General features: G+C 67.6%; 22 protein-coding genes. 5 read left to right on the forward strand and 17 right to left on the reverse strand.

What is annotated here, in order from left to right; all coding sequences use genetic code 11:
- Positions 1 to 91 precede the first annotated feature (91 nt).
- The 7 genes from DB354_RS02200 to DB354_RS02230 form a co-directional block, all read right to left on the reverse strand.
- Positions 92 to 922, reverse strand: a complete 831-nt coding sequence (locus tag DB354_RS02200) for a DUF2202 domain-containing protein (RefSeq protein WP_158277323.1) — start codon at positions 920 to 922, stop codon at positions 92 to 94.
- A gap of 275 nt (positions 923 to 1,197) precedes the next feature.
- A complete protein-coding gene (locus DB354_RS02205; RefSeq protein ID WP_107833801.1) occupies positions 1,198 to 1,668 on the reverse strand; it encodes a DUF3106 domain-containing protein in 471 nt (156 codons plus the stop codon).
- The gene (locus DB354_RS02210) at positions 1,665 to 2,039 is read right to left on the reverse strand and encodes a hypothetical protein (protein WP_107833802.1); all 375 of its coding nucleotides are present in this window, start codon (positions 2,037 to 2,039) and stop codon (positions 1,665 to 1,667) included. Before DB354_RS02210 ends, DB354_RS02205 begins: the two co-directional genes overlap by 4 nt.
- Positions 2,036 to 2,650: an RNA polymerase sigma factor gene (locus DB354_RS02215; RefSeq protein ID WP_158277324.1), complete on the reverse strand. Its 615-nt coding sequence runs from the start codon at positions 2,648 to 2,650 to the stop codon at positions 2,036 to 2,038. Before DB354_RS02215 ends, DB354_RS02210 begins: the two co-directional genes overlap by 4 nt.
- A 302-nt stretch (positions 2,651 to 2,952) precedes the next feature.
- On the reverse strand, positions 2,953 to 5,424 hold the full coding sequence (locus DB354_RS02220) for a glycoside hydrolase family 31 protein (protein ID WP_107833804.1): 2,472 nt from the start codon (positions 5,422 to 5,424) through the stop codon (positions 2,953 to 2,955).
- Between the two features lie 58 nt (positions 5,425 to 5,482).
- Entirely contained in the window at positions 5,483 to 6,850 is a 1,368-nt protein-coding gene (locus DB354_RS02225; RefSeq protein ID WP_107833805.1) for an MFS transporter, read from the reverse strand.
- Between the two features lie 43 nt (positions 6,851 to 6,893).
- Positions 6,894 to 7,994, reverse strand: a complete 1,101-nt coding sequence (locus tag DB354_RS02230; RefSeq protein WP_107833806.1) for a Gfo/Idh/MocA family oxidoreductase — start codon at positions 7,992 to 7,994, stop codon at positions 6,894 to 6,896.
- Positions 7,995 to 8,483: 489 nt separating this feature from the next.
- Here DB354_RS02230 and DB354_RS02235 point away from each other — a divergent pair, with 489 nt between their 5' ends.
- Both DB354_RS02235 and DB354_RS02240 read left to right on the forward strand, forming a co-directional pair.
- Entirely contained in the window at positions 8,484 to 10,292 is a 1,809-nt protein-coding gene (locus DB354_RS02235) for a hypothetical protein (RefSeq protein ID WP_107833807.1), read from the forward strand.
- A 113-nt stretch (positions 10,293 to 10,405) separates the two neighbouring features.
- Positions 10,406 to 11,965 carry a carboxylesterase family protein gene (locus tag DB354_RS02240; protein WP_107833808.1) on the forward strand — a complete coding sequence of 520 codons (1,560 nt, stop codon included), beginning with the start codon at positions 10,406 to 10,408 and terminating at the stop codon, positions 11,963 to 11,965.
- 98 nt (positions 11,966 to 12,063) lie between these two features.
- On the opposite strand, the gene DB354_RS02245 is transcribed toward DB354_RS02240, so the two are convergent.
- The 4 genes from DB354_RS02245 to DB354_RS02260 form a co-directional block, all read right to left on the reverse strand.
- Entirely contained in the window at positions 12,064 to 13,311 is a 1,248-nt protein-coding gene (locus DB354_RS02245; RefSeq protein WP_107833809.1) for a hypothetical protein, read from the reverse strand.
- A 117-nt stretch (positions 13,312 to 13,428) separates the two neighbouring features.
- Positions 13,429 to 14,628, reverse strand: coding sequence for an aminotransferase class V-fold PLP-dependent enzyme (locus DB354_RS02250; protein ID WP_107833810.1), 1,200 nt, complete (start codon positions 14,626 to 14,628; stop codon positions 13,429 to 13,431).
- Between the two features lie 163 nt (positions 14,629 to 14,791).
- Positions 14,792 to 15,961 (reverse strand): sialidase family protein, encoded by a 1,170-nt coding sequence (locus tag DB354_RS02255; protein WP_146180070.1) that lies wholly within the window; start codon positions 15,959 to 15,961, stop codon positions 14,792 to 14,794.
- 11 nt (positions 15,962 to 15,972) lie between these two features.
- Positions 15,973 to 18,111, reverse strand: coding sequence for a TonB-dependent receptor (locus DB354_RS02260; protein ID WP_107833812.1), 2,139 nt, complete (start codon positions 18,109 to 18,111; stop codon positions 15,973 to 15,975).
- Between the two features lie 338 nt (positions 18,112 to 18,449).
- Between DB354_RS02260 and DB354_RS21860 the strand changes: the two genes are divergently transcribed.
- Complete coding sequence (locus DB354_RS21860) at positions 18,450 to 18,716, forward strand: hypothetical protein (RefSeq protein ID WP_146180071.1); 267 nt, start codon at positions 18,450 to 18,452, stop codon at positions 18,714 to 18,716.
- 203 nt (positions 18,717 to 18,919) lie between these two features.
- Positions 18,920 to 19,501: a dihydrofolate reductase family protein gene (locus DB354_RS02270; RefSeq protein ID WP_107833814.1), complete on the forward strand. Its 582-nt coding sequence runs from the start codon at positions 18,920 to 18,922 to the stop codon at positions 19,499 to 19,501.
- Here the strand turns inward: DB354_RS02270 and DB354_RS02275 are convergent.
- From DB354_RS02275 to DB354_RS21865, 5 genes are all read right to left on the reverse strand, one after another.
- The gene (locus DB354_RS02275) at positions 19,488 to 20,216 is read right to left on the reverse strand and encodes an alpha/beta hydrolase (protein ID WP_107833815.1); all 729 of its coding nucleotides are present in this window, start codon (positions 20,214 to 20,216) and stop codon (positions 19,488 to 19,490) included. The two genes, DB354_RS02270 and DB354_RS02275, sit on opposite strands and share 14 nt — an antisense overlap.
- Positions 20,213 to 21,112, reverse strand: a complete 900-nt coding sequence (locus tag DB354_RS02280; RefSeq protein WP_158277325.1) for an SDR family oxidoreductase — start codon at positions 21,110 to 21,112, stop codon at positions 20,213 to 20,215. The genes DB354_RS02275 and DB354_RS02280 overlap by 4 nt, the downstream gene beginning before the upstream one ends.
- A 122-nt stretch (positions 21,113 to 21,234) precedes the next feature.
- Entirely contained in the window at positions 21,235 to 23,052 is a 1,818-nt protein-coding gene (locus DB354_RS22170) for a hypothetical protein (RefSeq protein WP_158277326.1), read from the reverse strand.
- 296 nt (positions 23,053 to 23,348) lie between these two features.
- Positions 23,349 to 24,722: a chloride channel protein gene (locus DB354_RS02285; RefSeq protein ID WP_255420652.1), complete on the reverse strand. Its 1,374-nt coding sequence runs from the start codon at positions 24,720 to 24,722 to the stop codon at positions 23,349 to 23,351.
- 80 nt (positions 24,723 to 24,802) lie between these two features.
- Positions 24,803 to 25,363: a hypothetical protein gene (locus DB354_RS21865; RefSeq protein ID WP_146180072.1), complete on the reverse strand. Its 561-nt coding sequence runs from the start codon at positions 25,361 to 25,363 to the stop codon at positions 24,803 to 24,805.
- Positions 25,364 to 25,442: 79 nt separating this feature from the next.
- Here DB354_RS21865 and DB354_RS02290 point away from each other — a divergent pair, with 79 nt between their 5' ends.
- The gene (locus DB354_RS02290; protein WP_146180073.1) at positions 25,443 to 26,285 is read left to right on the forward strand and encodes a hypothetical protein; all 843 of its coding nucleotides are present in this window, start codon (positions 25,443 to 25,445) and stop codon (positions 26,283 to 26,285) included.
- Here the strand turns inward: DB354_RS02290 and DB354_RS02295 are convergent.
- Positions 26,276 to 26,746: a hypothetical protein gene (locus DB354_RS02295; RefSeq protein ID WP_107833818.1), complete on the reverse strand. Its 471-nt coding sequence runs from the start codon at positions 26,744 to 26,746 to the stop codon at positions 26,276 to 26,278. The genes DB354_RS02290 and DB354_RS02295 overlap by 10 nt on opposite strands.
- Between the last annotated feature and the right edge of the window lies 1 nt (position 26,747).

Raw genomic sequence — 26,747 nt, forward strand, 5'->3', positions numbered from 1 at the left:
ACGGCGGGCGTCGTTCGTGTGTACCCGAATGACAAGAAAACCGCAGCCGGTGGGCTGCGGTTGGGAGGAAACGGGAAAATACGCGGTTCGCTTACCGGCCGCCGTGGTAACCGGTACCGGTGCCGCTGCCGGTTCCCCGGCCAGTGCCGTTGACCGGACAGGTGGCCGTTCCGTTGACCGGGCAAGTGGCCGAGCCCGGGCCGGTACCGTCGCAGACGCCGTTGCCGACGGCGAGGCCGAGGCCGCGACCGGGTCCGCGACGCTGGCTGCGGCCCTGGCCGGGCGTCGCGATGACGGCGCTGTAGTCAGCGGCGGCGAGGATCTGGGGCGCGTAGGTGATGCCCTGGCTGGCGAGAGTGCGCGTGAGGGCGGCCAGGTGGTGCCCCGAGGCGCGCTCGAGATTCGCGAGCACGGCACGAGTCGGGTCGTCGGTGGCCGTCGCCTGGAGCTGACGCAGGTCGCGGATGTCGGTCTCCTCGAGGAGCGCGCCAGCCTTGAGCGCGCCGGTGGCGGATTCATTCACCAGGGCCATCAACGCGGTGTGGAGCTCACCCAGGTTGGCGCTCGTGTAGACGCCGGCTTGGGCGGCGGGGAGCGAAACGTTGGCGGTCGTGGCGAGCCGCACGAGCGCGACCTCGTGGCGGGCCTCGGCCTGGGCGATGCGGGTGAACATCGGGAGGTCCCACTTGGCGGCGGCGGCGAGATAGAGGTCGCGTGCCATGCGCTCTTCCTCGACGGCGCCGACGAGCGCAGCGACGGGAAGCGTGGTCGGCGTCGCGGCCGTGACCGTGTTCAAGGGGCAGTCCGGGCGGACCGGGTTCGGGTTGGCGGGCGATCCGGCGCCGGCTCCCTGGCCCTGGCGGGCCGGAGCGGCGAAGACGAGGGCGGGAGTGAGGAGGAGCAGAGCGAGTTTCGTTTTCATGGATGGAATCGAGTTCGCTAAGGGAAACACCGCGGCGGGGCGGACATTACGTCGCGCGCGGAATTTTCGGCGCGGCAGCGAGCGGGCGCTGGGCCTGAATGTGACGCCGTGACACCATCGAAACGGCCGCAAACGTGTGACAAAGTGACGGCCTGACCCCGTGGAAAATGTGACGCGGTGACGCCCTGACCCCATCCGAACGGGGTCAGGGCGTCACCGCGTCACATGCTGATGAGGTCGCGGGTCAGCGGACCCTCCGCGTTGGCGTGTGCCCGCTATTTCCGGGGTTTCACCTTCAGGTACTCCTCGACCAGGGCGCGCCGGTACTGGGCCTTTTCGTCGGGCGGAAGCGACTGCAGCTTTGACTGAATCTCAGCGCGCCGCTCGGGCGTGGCGGCGTGCATCATGTCGCGCCAGCCGGCCTGGATGTCGGGCGGCACCGCGCCCCAGCCCTGCCGCAACTGCCGGCGCTGCGGCTCGGGCAAACGGCGAAAGGCGACGATCTCGTCGCGGAGCTTGGCACGATCGACGGCCGTCATCGCGCGCAGCCGGGCTATCGCCTGCTGCAGTTGGGCGAGCTCGGCGTCGGAGAGGTTCAGGAACTGCTCGAGCGCGGCGAGTTCGCCGGGGGCGATGGACGTGGTCGTGGCCGCAGGCGCGCTGGGGCCGGTGGAGGCCGGAGCGTTCTGGGCGATCGCGGCGACGGGCAACGCGCAGGCGAGGACGAGTGCGGAGAGAGTCTTCATGGCACAACGGAATCTGGGACGATGGAAATCTGGATCAGCGCATCGCGATTCTCGGTGTCGAGCAGCGGACGGGCGGGCGCGAGAGCGGCGTCGAGCGCGATGAGTTCCTCAAAGCGTGCGGCATCGGCCGGTGCGATTGCCGGCGCCGGTGACCGCGTGACGAGGAAGAGGGCCACGGCGGCGAGGCCCGCGGTGGCGAGCCCGGGCCACCACAGCCAGCGCGTCCAGTTAGGCCGGCGCGGGCCGGTGCGGCCGACCAAGTCGCCGCGCAGTTCGCGCCAGCGCTGCTCAAAGGCGGGTGACGTGCGGTTCAACTGGCTGCCCAGCAGCCGGTCGAGTTCACGGTCGGTGGGTTCTTGGTTCGGGTTCATGGGACGTTGGACATGATTTCCTTCAGGCGGGCGCGGGCGCGGTGGAGCTGTACGCGCAGCGCGTTCTCGGTGAGGCCGAGAATTGTGGCGGCGGCACGCTGGTCGAGGTCCTGCTGTTGGACGAGCAGCAGCAAGGTGCGCTGCGCCTCGGGCAGCTGGGCGAGGGCGTGCTGGAACGACTCCTCGAGTTCGGACACGCGGCGGGCCTCCTCGCTCTCGGGGGCGACGAGGTAGTCGAAGGCTTCGGGCGCGACCGGCTGGGCCGGCTTGCGCCGCCGGTGGCGCAGGGCGTTGAGGAGGAGGTTGCGGGCGATGTGAAAGAGGAACGTGGCGAAGGCCGCGCGCGGCTCGTAGCGATCTGCCGCGCGGTGCAGGCGGACGAAGACCTCGAGCGTGAGGTCCTCGGCCTCTGGCATGGTGCCGAGCGAACGGTAGAAGAAGGCGAGCAGCGGCTTCTTCCAGCGGTCGAACAACTCCTGCCACGCTTGCTCGTCGCCGCTGCTGGCGCGTTGGAAGACGGCGCCCTCGGGATCGAGCGCGTCGGGCGCCGACGCGGTCGCATCCGCCGGCGGGTCGAGTCGCCACCACAGGAACAGACTGGAGAGGGCCATGGCATGGTTCACCAGTGAGGTGAACCCCGGAAACGCGCCGACATTACAGGGCGCGGATATCGGGTTTGGGACCATGGGTTTCGGCGGAGTTGGCCGGTGCGCAGACTGCCAACTCAGGCGCGGGCTGGCGAGGCGGGAGGCGTCGGCTGCGGAGTGAAAGCGAGACGGAGAGTGACCGTGGGAGTGGAAGTGGAGTGGCGACCGATGGACCGCTTCGGGGTCGGGCCCGCGACGGCACGCCGAGGCCAGCCCAGTTGGCGAGCTTAGGTAACCAAGAACGAGGCGACCGCGGCGCGGCTGACTCAGGTCTGGAAGGCGACAGTCAGGGCGGCGCCGGTGTAGGTGACCGTTTTGGTCGTGCGCTGGCCGTCGGCGAGGAGGACGACGCGGTATTCGCGGGTGGTTACCTGCGTCGGGAACGTGCCCTGGCGCGCGCCGATGGTGAGCCGGCGGCTGCGTTGCTTCCACGTGAGCCGGATCAGCGAGTAGGCGCCCTGCTCGTAGGCGTAGGAGTCACCGGCGTCCTCGTAGAGGTCGAACGTGCCGTTGGCGCCGGCGTAGATCCGGATCTCGTACGGGGCGTCGGGCTTCTCGTCGGTGTACTGCTGCGGCTCGGGCGACAACGGGAGAATCGTGCCGGCGGGCACGAAGACCGGGATCGTCTCCAGCGGCGCGGCGGCCTCGATGGTGCGTCCGCCCTTGTGCGCCGCCCCGGTCCAGAAGTCGCACCAAGTCGTGCCGGCGGGCAGGTAAACGGACCGGCTCTTCGCGGCGCCCTCGATCGGCGTCGAGTTGGGACCGAAGTACATCGGTTGCGTCACGGGGCAGACCATGAGTGACGGGCCGAACCGGAACTGATCGGTGACGGCGTGCGTGCGCGGGTCGGCGGGGAAGTCGAGCGCCAGCGGGCGCATCAGCGTGGCGCTGGCGAGCGTCACCTGGGCGGCGGCCGAGTAGATGTAAGGGAGAAGCTCATACCGGAGGCGGATGTACTCCGCGATCGTGTCGTAGAAGGGCGTGCCGGCTTCGCCGAAGCGCCAGATCTCGCGCGCGGCGTCAGTGCCGTGCGAGCGGAAGATCGGCAGGAACGCGCCGTACTGCAGCCAGCGCGTGTAGAGCTCCCAGTAACCTCGGTCCTGGCAGCCGGTGTCCTTCGGGTCGGGCTCCAGGGCGGTCATCTCGGTCAGCCCGCGGCAGCCATCGGCGTAGTCGCCGCGCCAGAACCAGAGCTTGGGGTCGTGGTTGATGAAGAACCCGCCGATATCGACGCTCCAGTAGGGTTCGCCGGTGACGCAGAAGTTGAGCCCTTCGGGGATCGAGCGGCGGAGGGTCTCCCAGGTGGCGCAGATGTCACCCGACCACGTGATGGTGCCGTAGCGGTGCTGGCCGGCGTAGGACGAGCGGGTGAGGTTGATGACGCGCTTCGCCGCGGTGGCGCGGCGCTGGCCCTCGTAGATGCCCTTGGAGTGGAGAAGTGAATACGCGCTGAGGCAGCCCTCGTCGAGGTAGCGCCGGGCCTGGCCGGTGTTGATCGCGAGCCGGTGGTGCGGCTCGGGTTTGACCGCGCCGGACCAGTCGGCCTCGAACGGCTCGGTGCAGTCGCACCACCAGGCATCGATGCCCTGGGCGAACAGCCCGCGGTTGGCCTGCTCCCAGTAGCACGCGCGCGCCTCCGGGGAGAACGCGTTGTACGTCGCCTGGTTGCCGAGCATGAGGTCGCGCTCGAGCAACTCGCGCTGGTTCGGGCAGTCGCCCGTCATGATCGGCCAGATCGAGACCATCAGCCGCGCGCCGAGGTCGTGCAGCGCGGCGGTGAACGCCGGCGGGTCGGGGAAGCGGACGGGGTCGAAGGACTTCTGGCCCCAGCCGTTGCCGTTGGGCCAGGACTTCCAGTCGAGGACGATCACATCGAGCGGGATCCGGCGGCGGCGGTATTCGCGGACGACGTCGAGCATCTCGCGGGCGTTGACGTAGCGCTCCTTTGACTGCGTGTAGCCGAAGGCCCACTTCGGCAGCATCGGCGTGGGGCCGGTGAGCAGATGGCAGCCGCGGGTCACGGCATCGAACGAGTCGCCGGTGATGACGTAGTAGTCCAACTCGTCGACGACCTCGGCCCAGACGTAGGAGCCGAAGGCGTCGTCGTGAAAGGTCATCAGTGAGTACGCGTCGAGCAGGACGCCGTAGTTCCGGGTCGAGACGAAGTACGGCACGACGGCCTTCATGTTCTGCTGGTAGAGCTCGCGGGCCTTGCCGCGCAGGTTGCCGTAGCCCTCCTCGTGCGAGCCGAAGCCAAACAGCGCCTCATCGGGCGAGAACACGAACTCCAGCTTGGCCTCGAACGCGTGCCGGTCGAAGACGCGGTCGCATTCCTCCACGTTGGCGCGGGCGCCGTCGATGCTCTGGCCGGCGGCGATCGCGGCGTCCTTGCGGTACACATTGCGAATGACGTCCCGCGGCGTGAGCCATTTTCCGCCGCGCTCGGGCTCGCGAACCAGAAGCCGGTCGGCGGCGTCGAAGTAGGACAGCGCGCCGGTGGCGCGCGCGACGTGCACGCGGAGGGCGGCGGTGCGCAGGACGAAGGCCTCGGGCTGCTCCTCGAGCGTGCAGGCGACCGCGGGCGGCGGCGTTTCGACGATGAGGCTCGTGTGGGGCTTGAACGGCCGGCCCTCGGTGACGGTCACGCGCACGATGGCGGACGTGACGAACTGGACGCGGAGGCGGCGTTCGCCGCAGGCGAAGATCACGGCGGGGCCGTGGCTTTCGAGCGTGTACATGACGGATGCTGGAAGAGGACGAAGCGGAGCGACGGACGGAAAGGCGGGCGGACGGGACTCAGCGCGTGGGGGCCGGCGCGGGCGTGGCGTGCTGGCGCCGCTGCTGCAACTCGGCCTGGATCTGCGGCTCGAGGGACTCGAAGCGGCGGTAGAAGAGCACCGGGAGCGCGGCGACGGCGAAGCAGATCGCGGGCAGCCAGATCAGGCCGAACTTCATGCCCGCGAGCGAGGCGGCGGACTGGGCGACGTTGGGCACGTAGCCGGCGCGGTCGAGAATCCACATCGGAATCGCGCCGCCCAGGCCGGCCCCGGCCTTGAGACAGAACGCGGCGCCGACGGCGGTGAGCAGCCCGGCGGCGCGGATCCCGGTTTTCCATTCGCCGTAGTCCACGCTGTCGGACAGCACCGCGAACGGCATCGCCATCGCGACGCCGCTGGCGAGGAACCCGATCGTCCAGCCCGCCATGATGAGCGGGATCGACGGTCCCTGCTGCACGCCGAGGAAAACGATCACCTGGCCGAGCGCCATGCCGAGGAGTCCCACGGCCCAGACCGTGCCCTTCGAGGCGTGCCGGCAGAACCAGGGCAGGAGGAAGGCGGTGGCGAGCGAGGCGAAGTCGAGGGAGGTCGCGACCTTGATGAGGTCCTCGCGGTGCAGCGCGTACTTGAAGAAGTGGGGCAGGACCGTGACGCGGGAGATGAAGCCGATCCAGAAGAGGAAGCTGCTCGCGAAAATGATGAACCACGGCCAGTTCCCGCGCAGCGCGCCGAAGGTGCCGAGGATCGGCTGCGGCTTCGACTCCACGGGCACGACCTCCTTGAGGTTCTTGAACGCGAGCAGGAACAGCAGCAGCGAGAGGACGGCGAAGATCGGGACGGCGAGGAGGAAGCCCTTGCGGTCGTCGCCGCCGCCGAGCCGGGCGACGAGGGCCAGGCCGGTGAGGTTGACGATGAGGACGCCGAGCTTGGAACCGAACATCCGGAACGTGGTGAGCGTGACGCGCTCCTTCGAGTCGGGCGTGAGCGCCGAGAGGATCGACGTCACCGGGGTGTTGATGCCGGTGTAGAGGACGTTGCACGCGATGTAGGTCAGCGCGGCGTAGATGATCTTGGCGGTGTGCCCGAGATCGGGCGTGAGGAACGTCAGCGTGCCGAACACCGCGAACGGCGCGCTGAGCCAGAGGAACCACGGCCGGCTCTTGCCCCAGCGGCTGCGCGTGCGGTCGAAGATGATGCCCCACACGGGCGCATCGATCGCGTCGACCCAGCGCGCGACGAGCAGGATCGTGCCGACGGCCGCGGCGGAGAGGCCGTAGACGTCGGTGTAGAAGTAGGGCAGGTACCACATGATCCAGCAAAACAGGAGCTGGCCGGCGACATCGCTTGCGGCGTAGCTGAACCGGGTGGCGTAGGAGGTGCGGTGCATGCGTTTTGGGGGGGCTGGAAGAAAGCGGAGCGGCGCCGGGGGATTAGGCGAGATCGCCGAGTCCGTGACGGTCAAGGATGGCGCGGACCTGGACGGGTTGGCCGCGGGTGGTGGACTCCTCCATCGCCTGCAACAGCGCGACGGTGACGATCCCCTCGCGCGCGTCGGGCTTGGGCGTCTCACCGGCGGCGATACCGCGGGCGAAGTATTCGATGTAGTTCTGGTATTCGCCGGCGTGGTGGCGGTGACCCTCGAAGCGGAAGTAGTAGTCCTCGGCGCCCTCAAACGCCTCGACGACGGCCTGTGAGCCGATCTTCCACGCGTACCGCAGCTCGTGGTAGTCGGCCTGGCTCGCGCCCCCGGTGCAGCGCAGGATGCAGCTCATCCCGCTGTCGCGCTGGGCGGGGACGGTCGGGCTGGAATACGTGCCGCTCACGCGCGCGATGCGGCCGGCGGCGGATTTGAAGATGAAGTGGAACGTGTCGGGATTGACCAGGCCGCCGGCCCGGCCGGTCGGGCTGAGGTCGGCGTAGCCCATGACCTCGGTGACATCGGGCAGGTACCAGCGGATGAAATCGGCGGGGTGGCTGAGTCCGCCGAAGAGCCACTTGAAGGAGGCGCTGCGGGCCCAGGGCTTCTCGAGGAACCAGCGGTGGTCGGCGTGGTACTGGGCCTCGATCGTGATGAGTTCGCCGAACGCGCCGGAGAGAAAATGCTCCCGCTGGCGGGCGAACGGCGCGAAGAAACGCGAGCTCTGGCCGACCATGACCTGGCGGCCGCTGCGCTGCTGGGCGGCGAGGACGTCACGCGCCTGCGTGAGGTCGTTGAGGAACGGCTTGGTGCAGATGACGTGTTTGCCGGCGTTGAGCGCCTGGATGACGTGCGTGGCGTGCAGGTGGTCGGGCGTGTAGATGCCGACGGCGTCGACGCGCGGGTCGGCGAGCACCTGTTCGAAGGAGGAGGTGAACTGCGTCAGGCCAAACTCGGCGCAGCGCTGGCGACCGAGAGCCTCGTTGAGATCGCAGAGCCAGACGACGTCCCAGAGGGGACTCTGGACGCCGGCGGAGATGATGCTGCGGCCCTCGCCGAGGCCGAGGACGGCGAGGCCGAGTTTGCGGGGGGGAGGTGGAGTGGGAGTGGGCATGCGGAGGCCGGGGTGGTGGGAAGCCCCGAGCATCCATCAGCCGCGACACGGCACGCAACCCCGGGGTTTACCGGGCCGGCGTGCGACGGAACGCGGGCGCAATCAAGACCGGGGTTGGCCACGAAGAGGCACAAAGAGTCACGAAGATGCGGGCCACGGAAAATCTTTCTCGTTCTCTTTCTCTTTCTCGTTCTCCCAATCCGTCACCCTCCTCCGGCTTCCCGCTCCCCCGATCCCCGAGAGAACGAGAACGAGAACGAGAACGAGGGGAGGGGAGGGCGGCTATGATAACCGGGGACGACCCTCAATCCCTCAATCCCTCAATCCCTCAATCCCTCAATCCCTCAATCCCTCGCGAGAATGAGGAAGAGTAGGAGTAAGAGAAAGACCCCCAAGGGACCGACCGTGGTCTCGATCGCGATGAGCGGGCCGGGGAGAGAAAACGTGGTTTACGGCGAGTCAGGTAACGATAAACCAATTACGTTCACCATGAGACTTACCCCGCTCGTGCTGGTGGGTATCGCGTTTGGCGCTGCGGCGATGGCCGCGGCGGCCGGAAACCCCACGGAGGATTCCCCCGGGCAGTTGCCGTCGCTCGAGCGCGAGGTGCAGCGACCATACCTCTATGCCGAGGTATCCGGTGTGCGGATCCTGTCGCTCGCTGACCGGCGGACGACGCGCGATTTCGCGGACACCGTGGCCGACAATGTCGCGATCTTCCACCAGCTGCTGCCGGAGAGGGGCCGCACGTCGGCAGACAACGCGTTTGCCGTGCTGCTCGCGCCTCCCGGCTTCGATGCGCTGACACCCGCCAGAATGGTGAGAATGAGTGGAACACGTATGCCCGGCCGAACCATGGTGCTGCACGGCGTCGGCGATGTCCCGATCGTGTTAGCCGAGGCGATGGCGAAAGATGCCAGGGATCCGCTGAGGCCGGTGTATGAGAATATCGACCCCGAAAAGGAGCTGTTGCGTCAGGGCCGGCACCAGTTGCGCCCGGCGGAATGGTGGGCGCTGCATTTCTGCGTGGATTACAGCAACCATGTCCTCGAACGGCACCGGAGGCTGCCAATGTGGTACCGGGTGGGCTTGCGGAAGGCGGCGATTCGGAGCGGCTCCGTGCATGGCGTAGTGGTGGAGGGAAGCTCGGTCTTGATCCCCCGGGGGCCTGGTGCGGCCAAGCCCGCGTCGGTGCAGCTCATGCCGCTGGCGGAGTTTCTCGCGATCACGGACCAGGCGGGGAGGTCACGGACTCTAGCCCGGATGCCGGCGGCCTTGCGGGTGGCCCACGAAGTCCAGAGCAATATCTTCCTGTATTGGGGGCTGACGGACGGGGACGCAGACCACCGGGAGCGGTTTCGTCAGTTTGTCGCCGCGGCGTGCGATCGCCCGATCGACGAGCGCCTGTTTGAGAGTTGTTTCGGCTACGGTTTCGCCGAGGCCGAAAAGCGTCTGGCAAAGTTTGCGGAACGCCTGCTGGTACGCGATGGCCGGCTGGAAAACGGGAAACTGGACTTTTTGTTGGAGCAAAGCGCGGGCGGAAAGAAGCGCGAAGTCGAGGTGCGAGCCGCGACGCGGGAAGAGGTGATTGGACTGATCGGAGAGGCCATCCTATGGCGCAGCGTGGATGAGGAAGCGCTGTTTGCGGTGGTGGGGCCCGTGGCGCTGAATCGCGGGCGCTGGGGGTATTGGCCGAGTCCGTGGCTGAAGACGTCGGCGCCCTTCGGGGCGGAGACCCTGGTGCCGGCTCACAAGGTCATTGCCGAGGCGGCGGCGGCGAGCCGCGACCCGCGCCTGATCGCTTTGCTGGGATCGTATGAACTCCGGATGGGCAATGTGGCGGAAGGGGAGCGTTGGCTGCGCGAGGCCGTGGCGGCGAAGGTGCGGCGGCCGCGCGTATACGTGGACCTGGCTTGGCTGACGCTGGAGCGCGCGCTCACGGCGCCGGCGGGAACGAAGGGAAGGTTGAGCCGCGAACAGATCCAGCCTGCCCTTGAACTCCTGCGCGAAGGCGCGCGGCAGATGCCGGAGATGGTGGCGGCATACCTGATGCAGTTGTACGCCTGGGGGATCTCAGATGCGGTGACCTCTCCGGAGGAACTCGCCGCACTCGCGACGGCGGTCCGTCTTTACCCCGACACCGAGAGCATGGCGGCCATTGCGCTCCTCTGCGAACGCGCCGGCCGACACGCGGAGGCCGTTGAGTTCGCGAACGCCGCGCTGGCGTCGACGCCGTACCACCGGGTCCTGCGCCAGCAACTGGTCCCGGTGCTTGGCGCGGCGGACGGGCAGAAATAATCCGCGCTGGTCGGGCGGCGGTTCGCACGCTAGTCAAACTTCCACGCTCAGGTGATGCGCTCCCCCCGCCGCATTGACGGCGCGGCGGGCGAATATCGCCGAGTCATCCTGCCATGAGAAATCCCCTGACGTTCTTCCTCACCCTGGCTGCCGCGGCGGCGTTGTGGGCGCAGCCTCAGACCCCGGCGCCGGTCATGACCGAGTCCGGGCTTGTGCAAGGCGCGGCCGAGCCGGGTTTGACGGTCTACCGGGGCGTGCCGTTTGCGGCGGCGCCGATCGGGGCGCTGCGCTGGCGGGTGCCGCAGCCGGCGGCGCGTTGGGAGGGCGTGCGGGCGGCGACGACCTTTGCGCCGGATCCGATCCAAGGGCGCGCGCAGAACGGCGGGGTGAGCGAGGATTGTCTGTATCTGAATATTTGGACGCCGGCGAAGGCGGCGACCGAACGCCTGCCCGTGCTCGTATGGATTTACGGCGGCGGCTTTGCCTTCGGCTCGACCTCGGTGCCGGTGCACAACGGCGAGCATCTCGCGCGGCGGGGCGTGGTGCTGGTGAGCGTTGCCTACCGCGTGGGGCCGTTGGGTTTTCTCGCGCACCCGGAGCTGAGCGCGGAGTCGCCGCATCACACGTCGGGCAACTACGGGCTGATGGATCTCTTCGCCGGGCTGCGGTGGGTGCAGCGCAACATCGGGGCGTTTGGTGGCGATCCGGCGAAGGTGACGATCTTTGGCGAATCGGCCGGCGGCATTGCCGTCAGCATGCTGTGCGCCTCGCCGGAGGGGAAGGGGCTGTTCCGTGGGGCGATTTCGCAGAGCGGCGGCTCGTTTGGCCCGCCGCGGCCGACGACTTACCCGGGCGAGAACATGAAGCGCCTCGCTGACGCGGAGAAGGCCGGGGCGGCCTACGCGACACGCCTCGGGGCGAAATCGCTGGCCGAGCTCAGGCAACTGCCGGCCGAGCGTTTTGCCGGCACGCCGATGGGAGGATTCTGGCCGGTGATCGACGGGTGGTTGATCCCCGACGACCAGCACAAGCTGTACGAAGCGGGCCAATACAACGACGTTGCGATCCTCGTGGGCTACAACTCGGACGAAGGCCTGAGCTTCGCGCGCGAGAAGACGGCGGACGAGTACGAGGCCAGCACGCGGTTGCGATACGGGCGTTTTGCGGACGCGCTGCTCAAAGCATATCCGGCCGAGGCGGGGAAGGTATCCTGGGCGGCGCGGAACCTGATGCGCGACGCGGCGTTTGGCTGGCAGGCCTGGAGCTGGGCCGTGTTGCAGGCCCGCACCGGGAAGTCGCCGGTCTATTTCTACCACCTCGACCTCCACCCCGAGCGCCGGGTCGGAGGCGCGCCAGCGAACCACGGGACGCCGCACGGCGTGGACGTGCCCTATGTGTTCCAGACGCTGGACCGAAAGAACCCGCGGATAACCGCGGAGGACTTTGCGGTGTCGGACACGCTCGCGACCTACTGGACCAACTTTGCGAAGACCGGGAATCCCAACGGTGAAGGCGCCGTCTCGTGGCCGCGCTTCACGGACCAGGATCCGCAGGTCCTCTACCTCGGCGGGCAGCCTCACGTTGGCCCGGTGCCCGATGCTGCGGCGCTGAAGGTGCTCGACGAGTACTTCGCCTGGCGCCGCACCCCAGAAGGCGAGGCTTGGGCAAAGTAAGAGCCCTGCGGCGGGGGTGCGCCAGCCGCCCGTTCACGGTCGCCTTCGCGCTCGTATCCTGAGGCGGACAGCGCGCCACAAGCGGAGCGCTGCAATCCTTACCGGGCCAGCGGATAGCTGAGGACGAACTTACCTGAGCCTTCGGGCAGGAGAAACTTCACCGGTTTGGCCTCGATGCTGCGGGGGCGGCCGACGAGTTGCTCGAGTTTTCCCACGACGGCGCGAACGGAGGCGGCGGGATCGCAGTCAGGCTCCGGAATGTAGCTCAGGACGTACTTCCCGGCATCGGTTTCGTGCAGGCGATAGTGCTGGATGCCCTCGGCGCCGACGAAGCATTGGTCGACGTCGCGCGTCGTGATGCGCCGGCCATCGGCAGTCTGGAGGGCGTCGGGGGCGCGACCGTGCAAGACGTAGGTCGGAGCGCTGCTCCCGGCGGTGGGTGCGCGACGTTCCACGAGGTCGCCGATCCGGTACTTGAGCAGCGGCATGTAGTCGTTGGTCAGGGTCGATACGACCAGATCACCAATGCCGCGGTCGTCCTGGTTGATGACGTCGAGCAGCGCGATGTTGGGGCTCGGCACCATCTGGTGATCGGCGCCCTCCATCATGAGGTGGCCCGTCTCTGTCGAGCCGTAGAGGTTGTACACGGGGACGCCGAACGCGCGCTCGAGGATGCGCTGGTGCAGGACGCTCGTGTACTCGTAGCTCGTAAACATGAACTGCAGCTTCGGAAACCTGACCCTCCGTCGCTCGCAATGGAGCGCGAACACCACCGCGTAAGCCGGATCGGTATCCAGGAAGACCGGATCCCACGCGAGCGCCTCCTCGAGCATCTGGTCGAGGTCGTCGGGCCCGAGCAGGAAAGGAAAGCGCGACAGGCTCACGACGCGCGTGAGGCCGAGCGTGCGCCGCTCGACGGACGGCGTGCCGTTGGCGAAAGTGATGTCGCCGTTGCACGCGGGGGAGGAAATCGTGACGCGATGTGCGCCGGGGGTGGCCTGGAGCACCTGGGCCACGTGCGGATTGAGCGCGAGGGCCCACTGCTCCTGGCGCGCCCACCAACCGCGTTCCAACAGGAGGTCGGCGCGGTTGTCCGTGGTGCCGGCGGTGTGCTCGACCTCGACCAGGTTCCGGGCGACGAGCGCGTCGAGCGACTGGCCGGCCCGGAGGAAGTTGTTCGGGAACCCGTGCTTGATGTCCTGCTTCGTGATGTACGGCAGGGCGGCCAAGACGGCGGACGCCGAGGTGGCGCCGGCGGCTGCCTGGTAGAGCGGCACCTCACGGGCATAGGTGAGCAGCTTTTCGTCAGGACTGATCGAAGTCGGGGAAGCGGAGATGGATTGCACGGTGGGTGAGGCGCGGGGCGCAGGAAGGAAGAGCGAAAGTCGATGGAGGGGAGCCAGGGCCAGAACCACGCCGCGGTGGCATGGAGCCGGTTGCGGGCCGGAGGCGTCGTGGTCGCGTCAGCTCGCGCGGGCGAGAGCGGGCGAGACGCGTGCGGCGGTGCGCGGGGACGCGGCGGCCCGGAGTTCGGCGACGAGGCGCGGGAGATGGCTCATGAGATAGGCGACGTCCTCGGCGGTGTTCTCGTAGTCGAGGCTGAAGCGGAGCGTGCTGCGCGCCTCCGCGGGGCTGAGCCCCATGGCGGTCAGCACGTGGGAGGGCGCGACGGAGCCGGTGGTGCAGGCCGAGCCGCTCGACGCGCAGATGCCGAGCTGGTCGAGCAACAGGAGGAGCGCCTCGGCCTCTACGCCGACGAAGGAGATGCTCGTGGTGTTGGGCAGGCGAGGTTCCTTGGCGCCGTTCCGAGTCGTGTGCGGAATCTGAGTGAGGATCTGTTGCTCGAGGGAGTCGCGCAGCGCCGCAAGGGTGCGCCGCTGCTCCGGTGTGACGGCGCGGGCGAGTTCGGCGGCGCGGCCGAAGCCAACCAGATAAGGCATGTTCTCGGTGCCGCCGCGATGGCCCTCCTCCTGGTGGCCGCCGATGATCAGCGGCTGGAACGGGGTGCCCTTGCGCACGTAGAGGAGGCCGACGCCTTTGGGACCATGGAGCTTGTGGGCGGAGAGGGACAGCAGGTCGACGCCCAGTTCGTTGACGTCGATCTTGAGTTTGCCGGGCACCTGGACGGCGTCGGTGTGGATCAGAATGCCGCGCTGACGGCAGAGGGCCGCGATCTGCGGGATGGGAAAGAGGACGCCGGTCTCGTTGTTGGCCCACATGATCGAGACCACGGCGGTGTCGGGCCGGAGGGCCTGCTCGAAGCGCGCGAGATCGAGCGAACCGTCGCGGTTCACCGGCAGAAACGTGACCGCGTAGCCCCGCTCGGCCAGCGCGGCGCAGCAGTTGCGCGTGGCGGAGTGCTCGACCGCGGTGGTGACGATATGCCGCTTGGCCGGCTGCGTGTAGAGGCAGCTCGTGATGGCGGTGTTGCTGCTTTCCGTGCCGCAACTCGTGAAAACGATCTCGGTGGGATCGGCGCCGATGAGCGCGGCGGCGGACTCACGCGCGGCCTGGAGCGGGGCCACGAGGTTCTTGCCCAACCGGTACGGGCTGGAGGGATTGCCCCACTTCTCGGTCAGGTAGGGAAGCATCGCTTCCAACACCTCCGGGGCGACGCTCGTGGTTGCATTGCTGTCAAAGTAATAGGTCCGGGAAGCGGTCATGTGACACGTGGGACTTATTTACGGTCGCGCGCAGTGCAACCGTCGAGCGCGACATCTGCCGGGCGGCCGCGCGGCGGCGGAGTCGCGCGTCGTGCGGCGGGGGGCCCGGCCCGGGCGGATCGCCTGGGGACCAAGCGGTTGGGCGGATGCCTGGCTGACGCGCTCACGGAAACGGAATGACCGCCAAGGGATGCTCGCCAGAGTTCCAGAAGGCAAAGAAGCGTCCGTTGTGCGTCAGCAGGCTCGGGTGATCCGACAACCCAGCGGCAGAGGAAAGCTCACTCGGGCGCCAGGTGTGGCCCGCGTCCTCGGAGATCAGGCCGCGCAGGGCGGTGCGGCCATCGCGGTACTCTTTCCAGGCGATCGCGATCCTCCGGCCCGTTGCGCCGATGGCGGCGTGGCCGGCGCTGTCGGCGCCGATCCGCTGGGCAGCGTCGCCGCGCGAGGCGGAGAGCCGGCCATAGAACACTCCGTGGTTGCGGGCAGCGCCGCTGAACCACACGCCGTGAAGCGCGCCGTCGCCATCGATCGCCATCGCCGGCCCGTGGTGTGGGCACGCGTCGATCCGCCAGTCCTCAAAGGTCGCGCGCTGCACAGCCTCCGCGTGACCATCCGGGCGCAGATTCGCGATCGCGTGATCCCGAATGTTCGGATCGAAAATGTGCCGCCAAAACGCGGTCACGGTGCCGTCGCGGTGCGAGACGAGCGCGAGGCGGCAGCATTCGCAGCAATGGTCGGCAACTTTAAAGTCGCCGCGAAACGACGCGCCCTGGTCGGAGGAGACGGCGTAGTAGAGGGCGGCACCGCGATAGGCGGATGGCGTCGAGGCGACGAGGTCGCGCTTGTCGATCCAGGCCGCGAACACCTCGCCGTCCTGGTTGACCGCAATCGTGTCGAAGCGATGCGTGATCACCTGTCGGTCGTGATGCACCACGATGGGCGGGGAGAAGGTTCGGCCCGCATCCAGTGAGCGCGAAAACCGGATCTCGCCGGTGTACGGTTCGGCGAGCGGGCGGGTCCAGCTGACGTAGATCTCGCCCTTGGGGCCGAGCGCGATCTTGGGCCGCGCGTCGCCTCCGGCGTCGATCGCCTCGGGCGTCCGCGTGACCAGGACCGCGTTGGACCAGGACTGGCCTTCGTCCGCCGAACGGCTGACCGCGATGTGACCACTGACGCGGTGCACCGCCCAGAGGACGCCGCTGGCATCGAAGGCGGCCTGCGCGCCGAGTTCGGCCTGATCGGGCGCCATGACGTGGCGGTGGGCTGCGTCGGCGGCGGCGGACATGCCGGCGGGCGCGAAGATAGAGAGGAAGAGCAAAACGAATCGGGGCATGAGGAGGGTGTTTACCAGTTGTACTCGATCGCGACGTAGCCGGCGCGAGGCAGGCCGGGACTGAAGACCGGCGTATTTGAAGCTATGGACGCACTTTCGGCATAGCGTTTGTCGGCGAGGTTCATCACGCGGGCCGACACGGAGAGATGCGGACTCAGCCGGTAACTGCCGCGGAGATTGATGAGGTCGTGCCCGGGATAACGGCCAAACGCCGGTGAGTTTCCGGGCTCGAGCCAGTAGGCGCCAATGCGAATCCACTCCAGCTGGAGCATGGCCGCCTTGGTGGGGCGCCAGGTGAGGCGGGTGTTCGCCATGACCTTGGGCGCGGCCTCGATGTCCTTGCCATTGAAGTTGGCGGTGCTTGTAACCCACCGTACGTAGCGCTGGCGAGAATACGAGAGGGCGGTGCCGAGTCGGAGCTTGTACCCCAGGTCGGCGCCGATCGCCGCCTCGACTCCGCGGTGCTCGGTCTCGCCGGCGTTCACGCTGGTCGCGACGTTCGTGGCCAGGTTGCGCTGGCTCACGAGGTCGTCCTGTTTGGTCAGGTCGTACGCGACCAAATCGTAGGTCCATCCGCCGTGATCGCCGCGGACGCCGAGTTCGAACTGACGGGCCTGGATTGGCTTGAGTGCGCGGGCGAGCTGGGCCTTGGCGACGGCGTTCGCGGCCCCGGCGTCATTGCCGGCGCGATACAGCTGGCTCTCCGAAGGGGCGCGAAACCCGAAGTGGTAGGACGCATAGAGGTGCGTGTGGGCGTTGAGGGCATAGGTGGCGCCGAGTTTGGGGCTGGTGTGGGCGAAGCGCGCGTCGTCCCGCGCGATCTGGCCGTAGTACCGCGTGGCCCCGAGCACCACGGCCGACACCGTGCCGGGCGCGAGATGATTGCGCAGGGCGAACCTGAGGGTGTCGTGACGCAGACCGGCGGTCACCCGCAGCCGGGCGAGGGGCGAGAACTCGACGTGGACGTAGGGAGAGAGGCTCTGAAAGGTGACCCGGTAGTCGTAGATCCGGGTGCCGCGGGCGTAATCGCTGAAAAGGGTGTTGGCGCCGGTGCCGGAACGGGTGACGAGCAGGTTGTCCTCCTGCCGGGACCCGGCGCTGGAGTCGAAGTCGACCCCGCCGATGAGGCGGGCGCGCCAGAACGGAAGGTTCTGTCGCCCCTTGGCCATCAGGCCGTACGAGACGTTGTGCGTCTGCTCGATCCGCGGGTCCGAGTTCAGATTGTAGGATCCATTCAGGTCCATCGCGTTGTCGCGGAAGTAGGGGATCAGCGAAATCGCGGCCGAGTCGAACACCTGCTCGTACTCGACGGACGCGCGGACGGCGCTTACCTGGCGAAACGCGATCGGCAGCAGATTCCGGGTGGGATGGTCGAGGTAGTCAGCGTAGGTGAGGGGCGAGTTGGCGCCCGTCTGCTGGTCGATCTTCGAGACGGCGAGGACGGACTTAATTGTCACGCCGCGGCCGAGAGACTGGTCGACGCGGACGTTGGCGCTCTGCCGATCATAGCCGGTGTGGTTGCGCCAGCCGTCGGTGTGCGTGAGGTTCAGATTGACCCCGTAGGCGCCGTGGTCGCTGGCCGCGCCGCCGGCGGCGCCCAGGAAACGCCAGGTGCCGAACGAGCCACCTTCGGCGGTCAGGGTGGCGAGCGGCGTCGCAGTGGGGGCGCGGGTGAGAATGTTCACGACGCCGCCGATCGCATCCGAGCCGTGCAGCGCGGTGCCGGGGCCGCGGATCACCTCGACGCGGCCGGCCATGGGCACGTTCACCTCGTAGAGCGCGTTGTGATTGAAGAAGCCGGTGGCGCGAATCGGGATGCCGTCCTCGAGGAATAAATACACCGGGCTGGTGGTGAATGGCTGGCGGATGGCGGTCGTATGGCCCTCGCCGTTGGTGACGGCGACCGCCACTCCCGGGATTTGGCTGAGCAGCTGGGCCGGATGCATGGGGGCAGTTTCGCGGATTGAGGCGGCGGAGATGATGCCGATGGCCGCAGGCGTCTCGGTGAGCGGGGCGCTTTCGCGGGTGCCGGTGACGGTCATCGGCGCCAGGATGGCGGGCGGCGGCCCGTCTGATGGGCGGGAGGACTGCGCCAGCGCGGCGGGCACGAGGAAGGAGAGGAGAATCAGGGAGGTGGGAAAGGGTTTCATGGGAGGACACCCCGGTGGGGTGTTGGCGCGATCCGCGCGCCCGGCTGCGCGACCGTTTCGGCGGCTGGCCGACGGTTCGGGGCAGAGCTGTGCGTCCGCCGTGTTAGGTCACGGTCTGGACACGTTTCGCTGGTGATGACGTCCGAGGACGCTCAGGCCGCGCGTGGCGGGGGCAGCGGTGGGCAGGCTCGGCCACGGCCGAGCATTGGGCTCGCTGCGGTCGAATACCGCAGGTGTTGCGTGGCCGGAGGAACCACGGCCGCTGCGTGGAGGGGCGGGTAGAGCTCGACAAGCTTCCCTGAAGCCCTGGCTCCGGGCGTCTTTCCGTGGTTGCGCTCATGCTCCTGCCGCCGCTGTTGGACGGCTCGGCACATGCGGCACATTTCGCCGGAGAAGGTTTTCTCGACCGCCGCGCCAACGGTCATCTGCGTGACGTAGCCGGAGAACATGTTGCCCCACGCGACCAGTTGCGCGACGTCCCATTGGCAACCCGTGGCGAGAAACCACGCGAGAAAGGCCAGGATGACTTGGAGGCGGCGGCGCACGCGTCGTCACAGATGGGGGCGAATGCCATTCGTGCAACTCGCGACCCCTTTTCCGATTGATGCGGATCAACGGGCGGGGCGGTGGGCCAACTCGGCAGGGCGCTCGTGGGCGCCCAGTGAAGACCTCGGCGCGGATCGGCGTGGCGGATCTCGGGAATCGGTTCGCGCCGGTCAGTTGACACCGGTGTGTTTTCGCTGCCCCGGGTGTCTGCCACGGCCGGATTCGTTCGTTGAGGTGCCGGAACGCAAAACCCACACCTCCCATGCGCAAATTGATCGTTTCTGAATTCATCACCCTGGATGGCGTCATCCAGGCCCCCGGCGGCGCCGACGAAGACCGCGACGGCGGATTTACCCACGGCGGGTGGACCCTGCCGTACTGGCACGACGACATCGGCAAAGCCTTCGTCGGGCTGATGCAGGACGTGGACGCGTTCCTCCTGGGCCGGCGGACGTACGTCACCCACGCGCAGGCGTTCGAGCCGCTGCCGAAGGGCGACTTCTTTGGGGACCTGATGAACGGGCCGGCGAAATACGTGGTTTCGACCACGCTGGAGAAGCCGATCTGGCGGAACACGACGGTGATCCGCGGGAACATCATTGAGTCGGTGCGCGCGCTGAAGGCGCAGTCCGGTGGGAGCATCATCACGGACGGCAGCAGCCAGTTGGTGCACACCCTCCTGGCGCACGACCTCGTCGACGAACTGCACCTGCTGTTGTACCCGCTCGCGCTGGGTGGCGGGAAACGGCTGTTCCCGGATGGGAAGACGACGAGGTTCTCGCTGCGCCAGGCGACGCCGTACCCCAGCGGGGTAGTGGGCCTGGACTACGTCAGGGCCGCATAGGTTGGGTCGCCGCGGTGTGGATGATCGCGCTCACGGCTTCCGCCGCGTCGACATGGCAATCGTGCCCGGTGGGCAGCTCGAAATAGCCCCAATGTTCGCGCTGCGCCCGGGCGGCGAATGATTCGAAGACGGGGCGCGCTCCGTTTTGCGGGCCGACGCACGCGATGTAGGTTCGTCGCACGGTGAGCGCGCGGCAGTCCTCCCGGAGCGGCTGTTCGAAGCACCTCAGGGAGAAGTTCCACCAGCGTTCGCGGACGAATGTCCGGGCCTCGCCCTCGAGGTGCCAGAGATCGAGCAGCGCTTCATCGGGCACGATGCTGAATCCGTCCGCGGCGACACGGGCGACAAACCCGTCGCGGATGTGCGGTGGCATGAAGTCGAAAGCCGACTGGCCCTGTTCCGGCACAAAGGCGTCGACATACACGAGGTGGTCCAGCCGCGAGGCACAGTGGGTCGCTACGCCGGTGGTCACCATGCCGGCGTAGCTGTGTCCAACCAAGACCACGCACTGCAGGTCGTGGCGCTTGATGAAACCGACGAGATTGGCGATGTGGGTGTCCAGGCTGATGCCGGCGGTCATGGGGCCGCCGCGAGGGCCCATGCCGCTGAGTTCCGGCGTGAACACCTCGTGGCCGAGACGCCGCAATCGCGGCGCGACGAGGTCCCAGGTGGCGGACGTCTGCAGGGCGCCGTGAACGAGGACGATCGTGCTCACGAGCCGGCCACCGCGCGCTGGGCGAGCAGGCTGGCCACGTAGTCACGGACGGTGGCGAGCGGAATGGGAAAAAGCGCCGTCATCGGCCCGGTGTCCATCGCGTCGCCCGCGGCGTAGCCGAGCATCAGCGCGGCGAACGATTTCTGCATCGGATCGGTGGCGGCCTCGTACTGCGCCTGCAGCGTGGCGGTCGGCACGTGCTCCGGACTGATTTCCGCGGCGCCGGCGGCTTCGAACATGCGCACCACCTGGTGCGGGGAGAGGGCCTCCGGTCCGCCGACGTCGAGGACGATCTCCCGCGCCTGCGGATGGTGCGCCGCCAGGGCGGCCACGCGCGCGACGTCACGGAAGGAGACCCAGCTCAGCTTGTTCTCTCCCTCGCCGTAGATCCGGACGGTGCCGTGAAGGGGATCGAAGCCGAGCATCGGGGTGAGCCAGACCTCCATGAAGTACGAGGCGCGCAGCACGACGTACTCGATTCCCGCGCTTTTCAGCCGGTTTTCGACCGCGAGCTTGGCGGAGGTGAGCGGACAAGGGTACGGGAGCTTCGGCCGGTAGGAGACGAAGACGAAGCGCCTGACGCCGGCGCCTTTCGCGGCATCGATGAGGGCCAGTTGGCCCTCCTGGTCGACGGTGGCGATCGAGTCGCCAGGCTGCCGCGAGAACGTTGACGACGCGGTGGAGATGACGGTGGAGATGCCCGCGCAGGCGCGACGCAGCGACGACGGTTCCCTTAGGTCGCCCTCCATCAGCTGGACGGCCAGGCCTTGCAGCGTGGCGCGCTTGCCCGCCTCGGCCGACGGGCGGATCAGCGCGCGCACGGGCTGCCCCCGCGCGCGCAACTGCCGACAGATTTCGAGTCCCAACAACCCTGTGCTGCCGATGACCAAGTTCATGATGTTGCCTCCGGGCGCCGAGGATAGCGCGGCGGCGCGGAACGCGGGAGTAACGGTTACGGTAAACGTGCGCCGAGCCGCGCGGCCGCTTGGCGGGCCGGTCGGAAGAGACAGGTCGCGGTTCAGCCGCGGGTCGCTTGTGGGGCGGGCTCCGGCGTCCTGGCGGCGGTGGCGGTTGCAGCCCTCGGGAGCGCGCACGGTGCGGGCTTCTGCGCCAGCTCGCGGAGCGTTGGCCAGACGTTGGTGAACAGCGCGTACGACTCGAGGCCGGTGGCGGCGGCTTCGAGTTCTCTCCATGCATTGGTGGGGTCGCCGAGGCCCGCGTGAACCTGGGCGATATCCCAACGTGGCACATAGCGGCGCTGGCCGAGATCGTGGAGCTCGCGCAAGACGCCCTGGGCTTCGCGCCGTTTACCCCAGCGTCCGTAACAGAAGCCGAGGGTGCCCAGGATGCGCGTGTGAAAGGCGGCGTCGGGGCACAAGCGCAGCGCTTCGTGCAGCGCGTGTTCGGCCTCGGCGAACCGGTGCTGCACGGCGAGGCTCAGGCCCAGGAACCAATGCGGCCGGTGGAAATGCGGCGCCAGTTCGAGGCTGCGCTGCAGGGCGGACTCGGCCTCGCGGTGATGGTCGGCGAAGCAGTGGATCAGGCCGAGGTCGGCGATGATCGGCACGGCGAGGGGGTCGAGTTCAACGGCGCGCTCGATCTCATCGACGGCTTCGCTCAGTCGCCGGGCGGGCGCGTGGTGGAGCAGACCGAGCCAATGGTGCGCGGTCGCATAGCTCGGATCGAGGTGGACGGCGCGCAGGAGCGATGCGGCCGCGAAGGTGGCGTCGCGCGGATGGATGGCGTGGATGGCTCCGAGCGAGGCGTGGGCTTCGGGAGCGTCGGCATCGAGGGCCAGCGCACGTCGCGCGGCCGCCTGGGCTGCGGGCATCGCCTCCGCCGGCGCGGTGGCACCGGACAACCCGAGGAGCACGTGGCAGTCCGCAATGCCGGCGAAGGCGCGGGCGAAGCGGGGATCGATTTTGGCGGCGCGGGTGAAATGGCCGAGCGCGGCCAGAAGGCCGGTGGCGGTCCGGCGGTTCCACAGGCAACGGCCGCGCAGGTACTCGTTGTAGGCATCCAGCACCTGGCTGCCGCGCGTGGCGACCGCGGCTGGAGCGGGGTCGGGGCCGACCGCGAGCCACGGGCGCAGCGCAGCGTGGATCGCGGCGGTGATCTCGTCGTGGATGGCGAAGATGTCCTGCAGTTCGCGATCGTAGCGTTCGGACCAGAGGTGGCAGCCGTCGCTGGCGTTGATGAGCTGCGCGGTGATCCGCACGCGACTGCCGGAACGGCGGATGCTGCCTTCGACGATCTTGCCGACATCGAGCAGGCGGCCGATCTCGCGGACGTCCCGCGCCTGCTGCTTGAACTGAAACGTGGAGGTTCGGGCGACCACCTGCAGCCGGGCGTCGCGGGCGAGCACGTGGATCAATTCCTCGGTGAGGCCGTCGCTGAAGTACTCGGTATCCGGCTCGGAGCACATGTTAACGAACGGCAGGACGGCGACGCGGTTGGCCGCGGTGGAGGCGGGGCTGGACCCGGTCCGGCGCAGCGGCACGTCGGTCCCGCGCATCTGGAACACCGGCCGGTAGCCGCCTTTGGGCACCTCGATCAGGACCAGATCGACGCTGTGATCGTAATACGCCTGGAGCCGGCGGCGGAGACGGCCCATTTGCACGCGGACGATGGGATCAATGGCGGGATCGTAGTGGGCCGCGGGCCGGCCGAAGACCGCCACACCCAGCCGGTGCTCTTTCAATTCGTCACCCCGGCCCTGGAGGGTCTCGTCGACAACAAACTGGAGGAGCCTCGCCAGCGCGTCGGAATGCGAGAGCTGGGAACTGGCGAGGAGGCGCTTAACCTGGTCCCGAATCTGTTCGGGGGTGGCAGACACGGCGGGATGGAGCCGACCGGCGGTGGGGTAATGCCCGGCAGGGCGGAACTGAGACTGAGGCAAACCCCGTCAGTCCGCAAGCGGGCTGTCTCGCGTGCCGCTCCCCAAAACGCGGCCTCTTCTTGTCGGAAATTTGTCGGGAATCGGGTGTTCGGGGGTGACGAGGAGCGAGGCAAATCCGGCGGCGGGTTCCTGCGGGGTGGGCTCGTTGTCGATCCACGCACGCCGGAGCGAGAAAACTCGCGCCGCGTCGCAGTCCGCTCCCGCGCCGCCACGGCGCGCCTCCCGCTGAGGTGTCAGGCCGTCCCGGCGTCCGGAGATCGGGGCGGCACCAGCAGCGCGCGTTCACGCCGTTCCTCCTCGTCGTGCCACCGCTGCCGCGCGGCGAGAATCTCCGCGCGTCCGAGGTATCCGAGCAGCCGGGGGTGCTCCACTTCGCGCGAAATGACCGGCAGGCGTCCGATGTCATGCCGCAGCATCCGCGCCACGGCGTCCTGCAGCGTCTCGTCGGGATACGCCACCTGCAGGTTCCGCTCCGCCATGAGCGCGCCCAGCGGCGCCTGCGGATTCTCCTCGAGCGCCCGCATCAGATCCCCGCGCGTGACGATGCCGCGGAGCGTTCCGTCCGCATCCACGAGCAGCGTTGCCTGCCGGCGGGCGAGCACCGGATCGCTGTGCGCGATGCGATCGGCCAGTTCAGACACCACCAGGTCGGGCGGCACCACTGGCGGTCGTTGATCCATCACCTCGCCCACCCGCACCAGGTCGAAGAGGTCCACGCCGTAGTCGTAGGAGATGTGTTGCCCCCGGCGGGCGAGCTTCTCCGTGAGGATCGAACGCCGGAGCAGGAGGACGGTGACGGCGACCGCCGCCACGCTGCCCACCAGCAGCGCCGGCAGGACATTCTGGTCGCGCGTGAGCTCGAACATGAAAACCGTCCCCGTGAGCGGCGCCCGCATCGTGCCGCCCATCATGGCGGCCATGCCGATCACCGCTCCGAGGCCGGGATCGCCCCAGCCGGTGACCGCCGCCAGCGCCGCTCCCACCGCGCCGCCGATCATCAGCAGCGGGGCGAGCACGCCGCCCGAGGTGCCGGAGCCCAGGGCCACCGACCACACGAACGCCTTCGTGAGCAACAGCGTCAGGAGGGTGAGCCCCAGCACGTCGCCGCGCAACAGACCGTGGATCGTCTCGTAGCCAACCCCGAGCACCCGCGGATCCACCAGCCCGCCCACCCCCACGACCAGCCCGCCCAGCGCTGGCCACCACATCCAGTGCACCGGCAGCCGCGCAAACGCGTCCTCGCACGCATACACCAGCGTGGTCAGGGCGCCGGAAACCAGCCCCGCCACCACGCCGATGCCGAGCGCGAGCCCCAGCAGGGGCAGATCGGGCGCCCCATGGGCGGCAATGGGAAACACGGGCCCGGCGCCGAGCAGCGGCTGACGCAGGACCGAGGCGATGATCGCCGCCACGGCCACGGGAATGAAGCTGCGCGGCTTCCATTCGAACAGGAGCAACTCGACCGCGAGGAGCACCGCGGCCAGCGGCGTCGCGAACACCGCCGCCATCCCGGCGGACGCTCCCGCCACCAGCAACGTCTTCCGCTCCGCCGCCGACAGGTGAAAGAGCTGGGCGAACAACGATCCGAAAGCCGACCCGACAGGGATCGGCCACTATTCCTTCCGCACCGCGGGCCTCTTGTGAGGCCCGTTCTCTGTCGGACCCCGTGGATGCCGAAAAAAGCCGGTCAATCTACCGGCTTGAATCTGAATTCCCGGCGTAGGCGATCGAGGTATGCGATACCCCCATCTTTCCGAGGAAGACTAGCTCCGGAAAGGCAGACATAATGGCCATTGGGGTTCCAATTCTCAGCGTATTGTGCGTGTGCCGTAAAATCGAACCACGACATGACTCCCTCTTCGGCGTCGAAAAAGAAAAGATACGGAAATGTGCGGCCTGATTCGGGCCACAGCACGTGCGGTGCCTTCTCAAATCGGCGCCACGGGATGGCCTTCACGATTCCGAAATACTGGATGAGGCCCTCCGAGCGACTTGCGGAAGGTGCGAAAAGCACCACGTCGCCGACAGCAGTCTTTTCATATGGAGCCTCGGCTCCTTCTGGCACGCCCCAAACGTTGCACGAACCGTTCGGAAACTTGGCGTGAAGCTCCGAATCGTGCTCGAAATAATCTCTTTCCCAGCCGCGCGGCAGTGACCGCGCAATCTGCTCGAATGTTCGCCGCTGACGAACGGTGTAGTCGAGGTCGTACGAGTTCTCGGCCCCGACATGTGCCAGGAACCAACGCATCCCCTACATATACTCAGCAGCCTCCGGTCGTTCCAGATAGTTTTCCGGCTGGATGGCGGCGCCCGGCGCGAGCAATCTCGTGATCCTTATCATCATGTTCACCGAGGAACGCGCGCGTTGGATCTATCAACACTATCGTTGGCTCGAAACACATTTGCCAAAACGTGCGGCTGGAAAGCAGCCGGTCCTGGTGACGCCCACGCCGGAATTCTACCCGCAGGCCAACACGCGCAACCATGCGTTCGCGGCTGCAATGTTCGAGGCCACAAAAGAGCTAATGGAACTGCAAAACTGGAAGTGCCGGCTCTCCAGTCAGCGTGAGGATCACGCCGACCGCGACGCGGCTTTGGCTCGCTCTGGCGTCTACGGACGAACTGAACACAAGGGCGCAGCGGGAACGTTCCAGATCGACGAGGAAATTCAGATTACTTACTCGCCGCAATTGGTGCACGAACCTGTAGCTTTGGTGGCGACGTTTTCCCACGAGCTATGCCATTACCTGCTTGCGACAGTGAAAACTGAGCCGCCGTGTGGTTGGAAGGAACACGAACCACTCACGGATCTCGCAGCGGTTCACGAGGGGTTCGGCGTATTTCTCTGCAATAGTGCCTTTCAGTTCAGCCAATGGACGGACAGCCAATACCAAGGGTGGAAATGGCGGAAACAAGGGTACCTAACGGAAGCCGAGTTGGGCTTTGCCCTCGGAGTGTATTGTGTGCGAAGCGGCATTCAGCCAGACACCGCCGGGAAATTCTTGAAAATGAATCCAGGGGAGGTCTTTTGGGATTCGATCGGCTACATCACCGAACTCGAGGAAAAGGAACGTGCTGCTCAAATGGGAGCACCCTCGATTGCGCCGCGCCGCCGTTCGGTGTTTTCGTCGCTGGCCAGCCTCTGGCGGCGCAAGTCGGCTCAGAAGTGACCACGATACTCGTCATCGCCTCGCAGCGGGATCGGCTCCGAAGAGTGTCTGCACCACTTAACCGTCTGTTCGACGATGTAGCGGACCTCTTCACCAGCCGGGAGCAGCGTTGTCTCGCCCTCACCGACAGCAGCCGTTCGCTTCGCGTTCTCGCGGCCTATCGCGACAATCGCATCGAGTTTGTCGGTGATATGCTCGCACTCGCTTTCTGAAAACACATCGCGAGTCACCAGATGCTCGCGGAGCGGCGCGATGTAATCTTCCTCACAGCTCTCGTCCCAGCCGAGCCCGCCGTTTCCGTTCCACAGTCGATCGAGAACGCTGGCTGCGCTCACGACGACAGCCTTTTTCGTCGTCGCGAGTTCGATCGCCGGGTCCGCGTACCGATTCTGCAGGCCCAGCCATTCGGAGTCGTAGTCGACCGGGATGGCCGCCTTTCGGCGCTTCAGAAAACCAAACACG

The organism is Opitutus sp. ER46 (genome assembly GCF_003054705.1).
In the GTDB taxonomy this organism is placed as follows: domain Bacteria; phylum Verrucomicrobiota; class Verrucomicrobiia; order Opitutales; family Opitutaceae; genus ER46.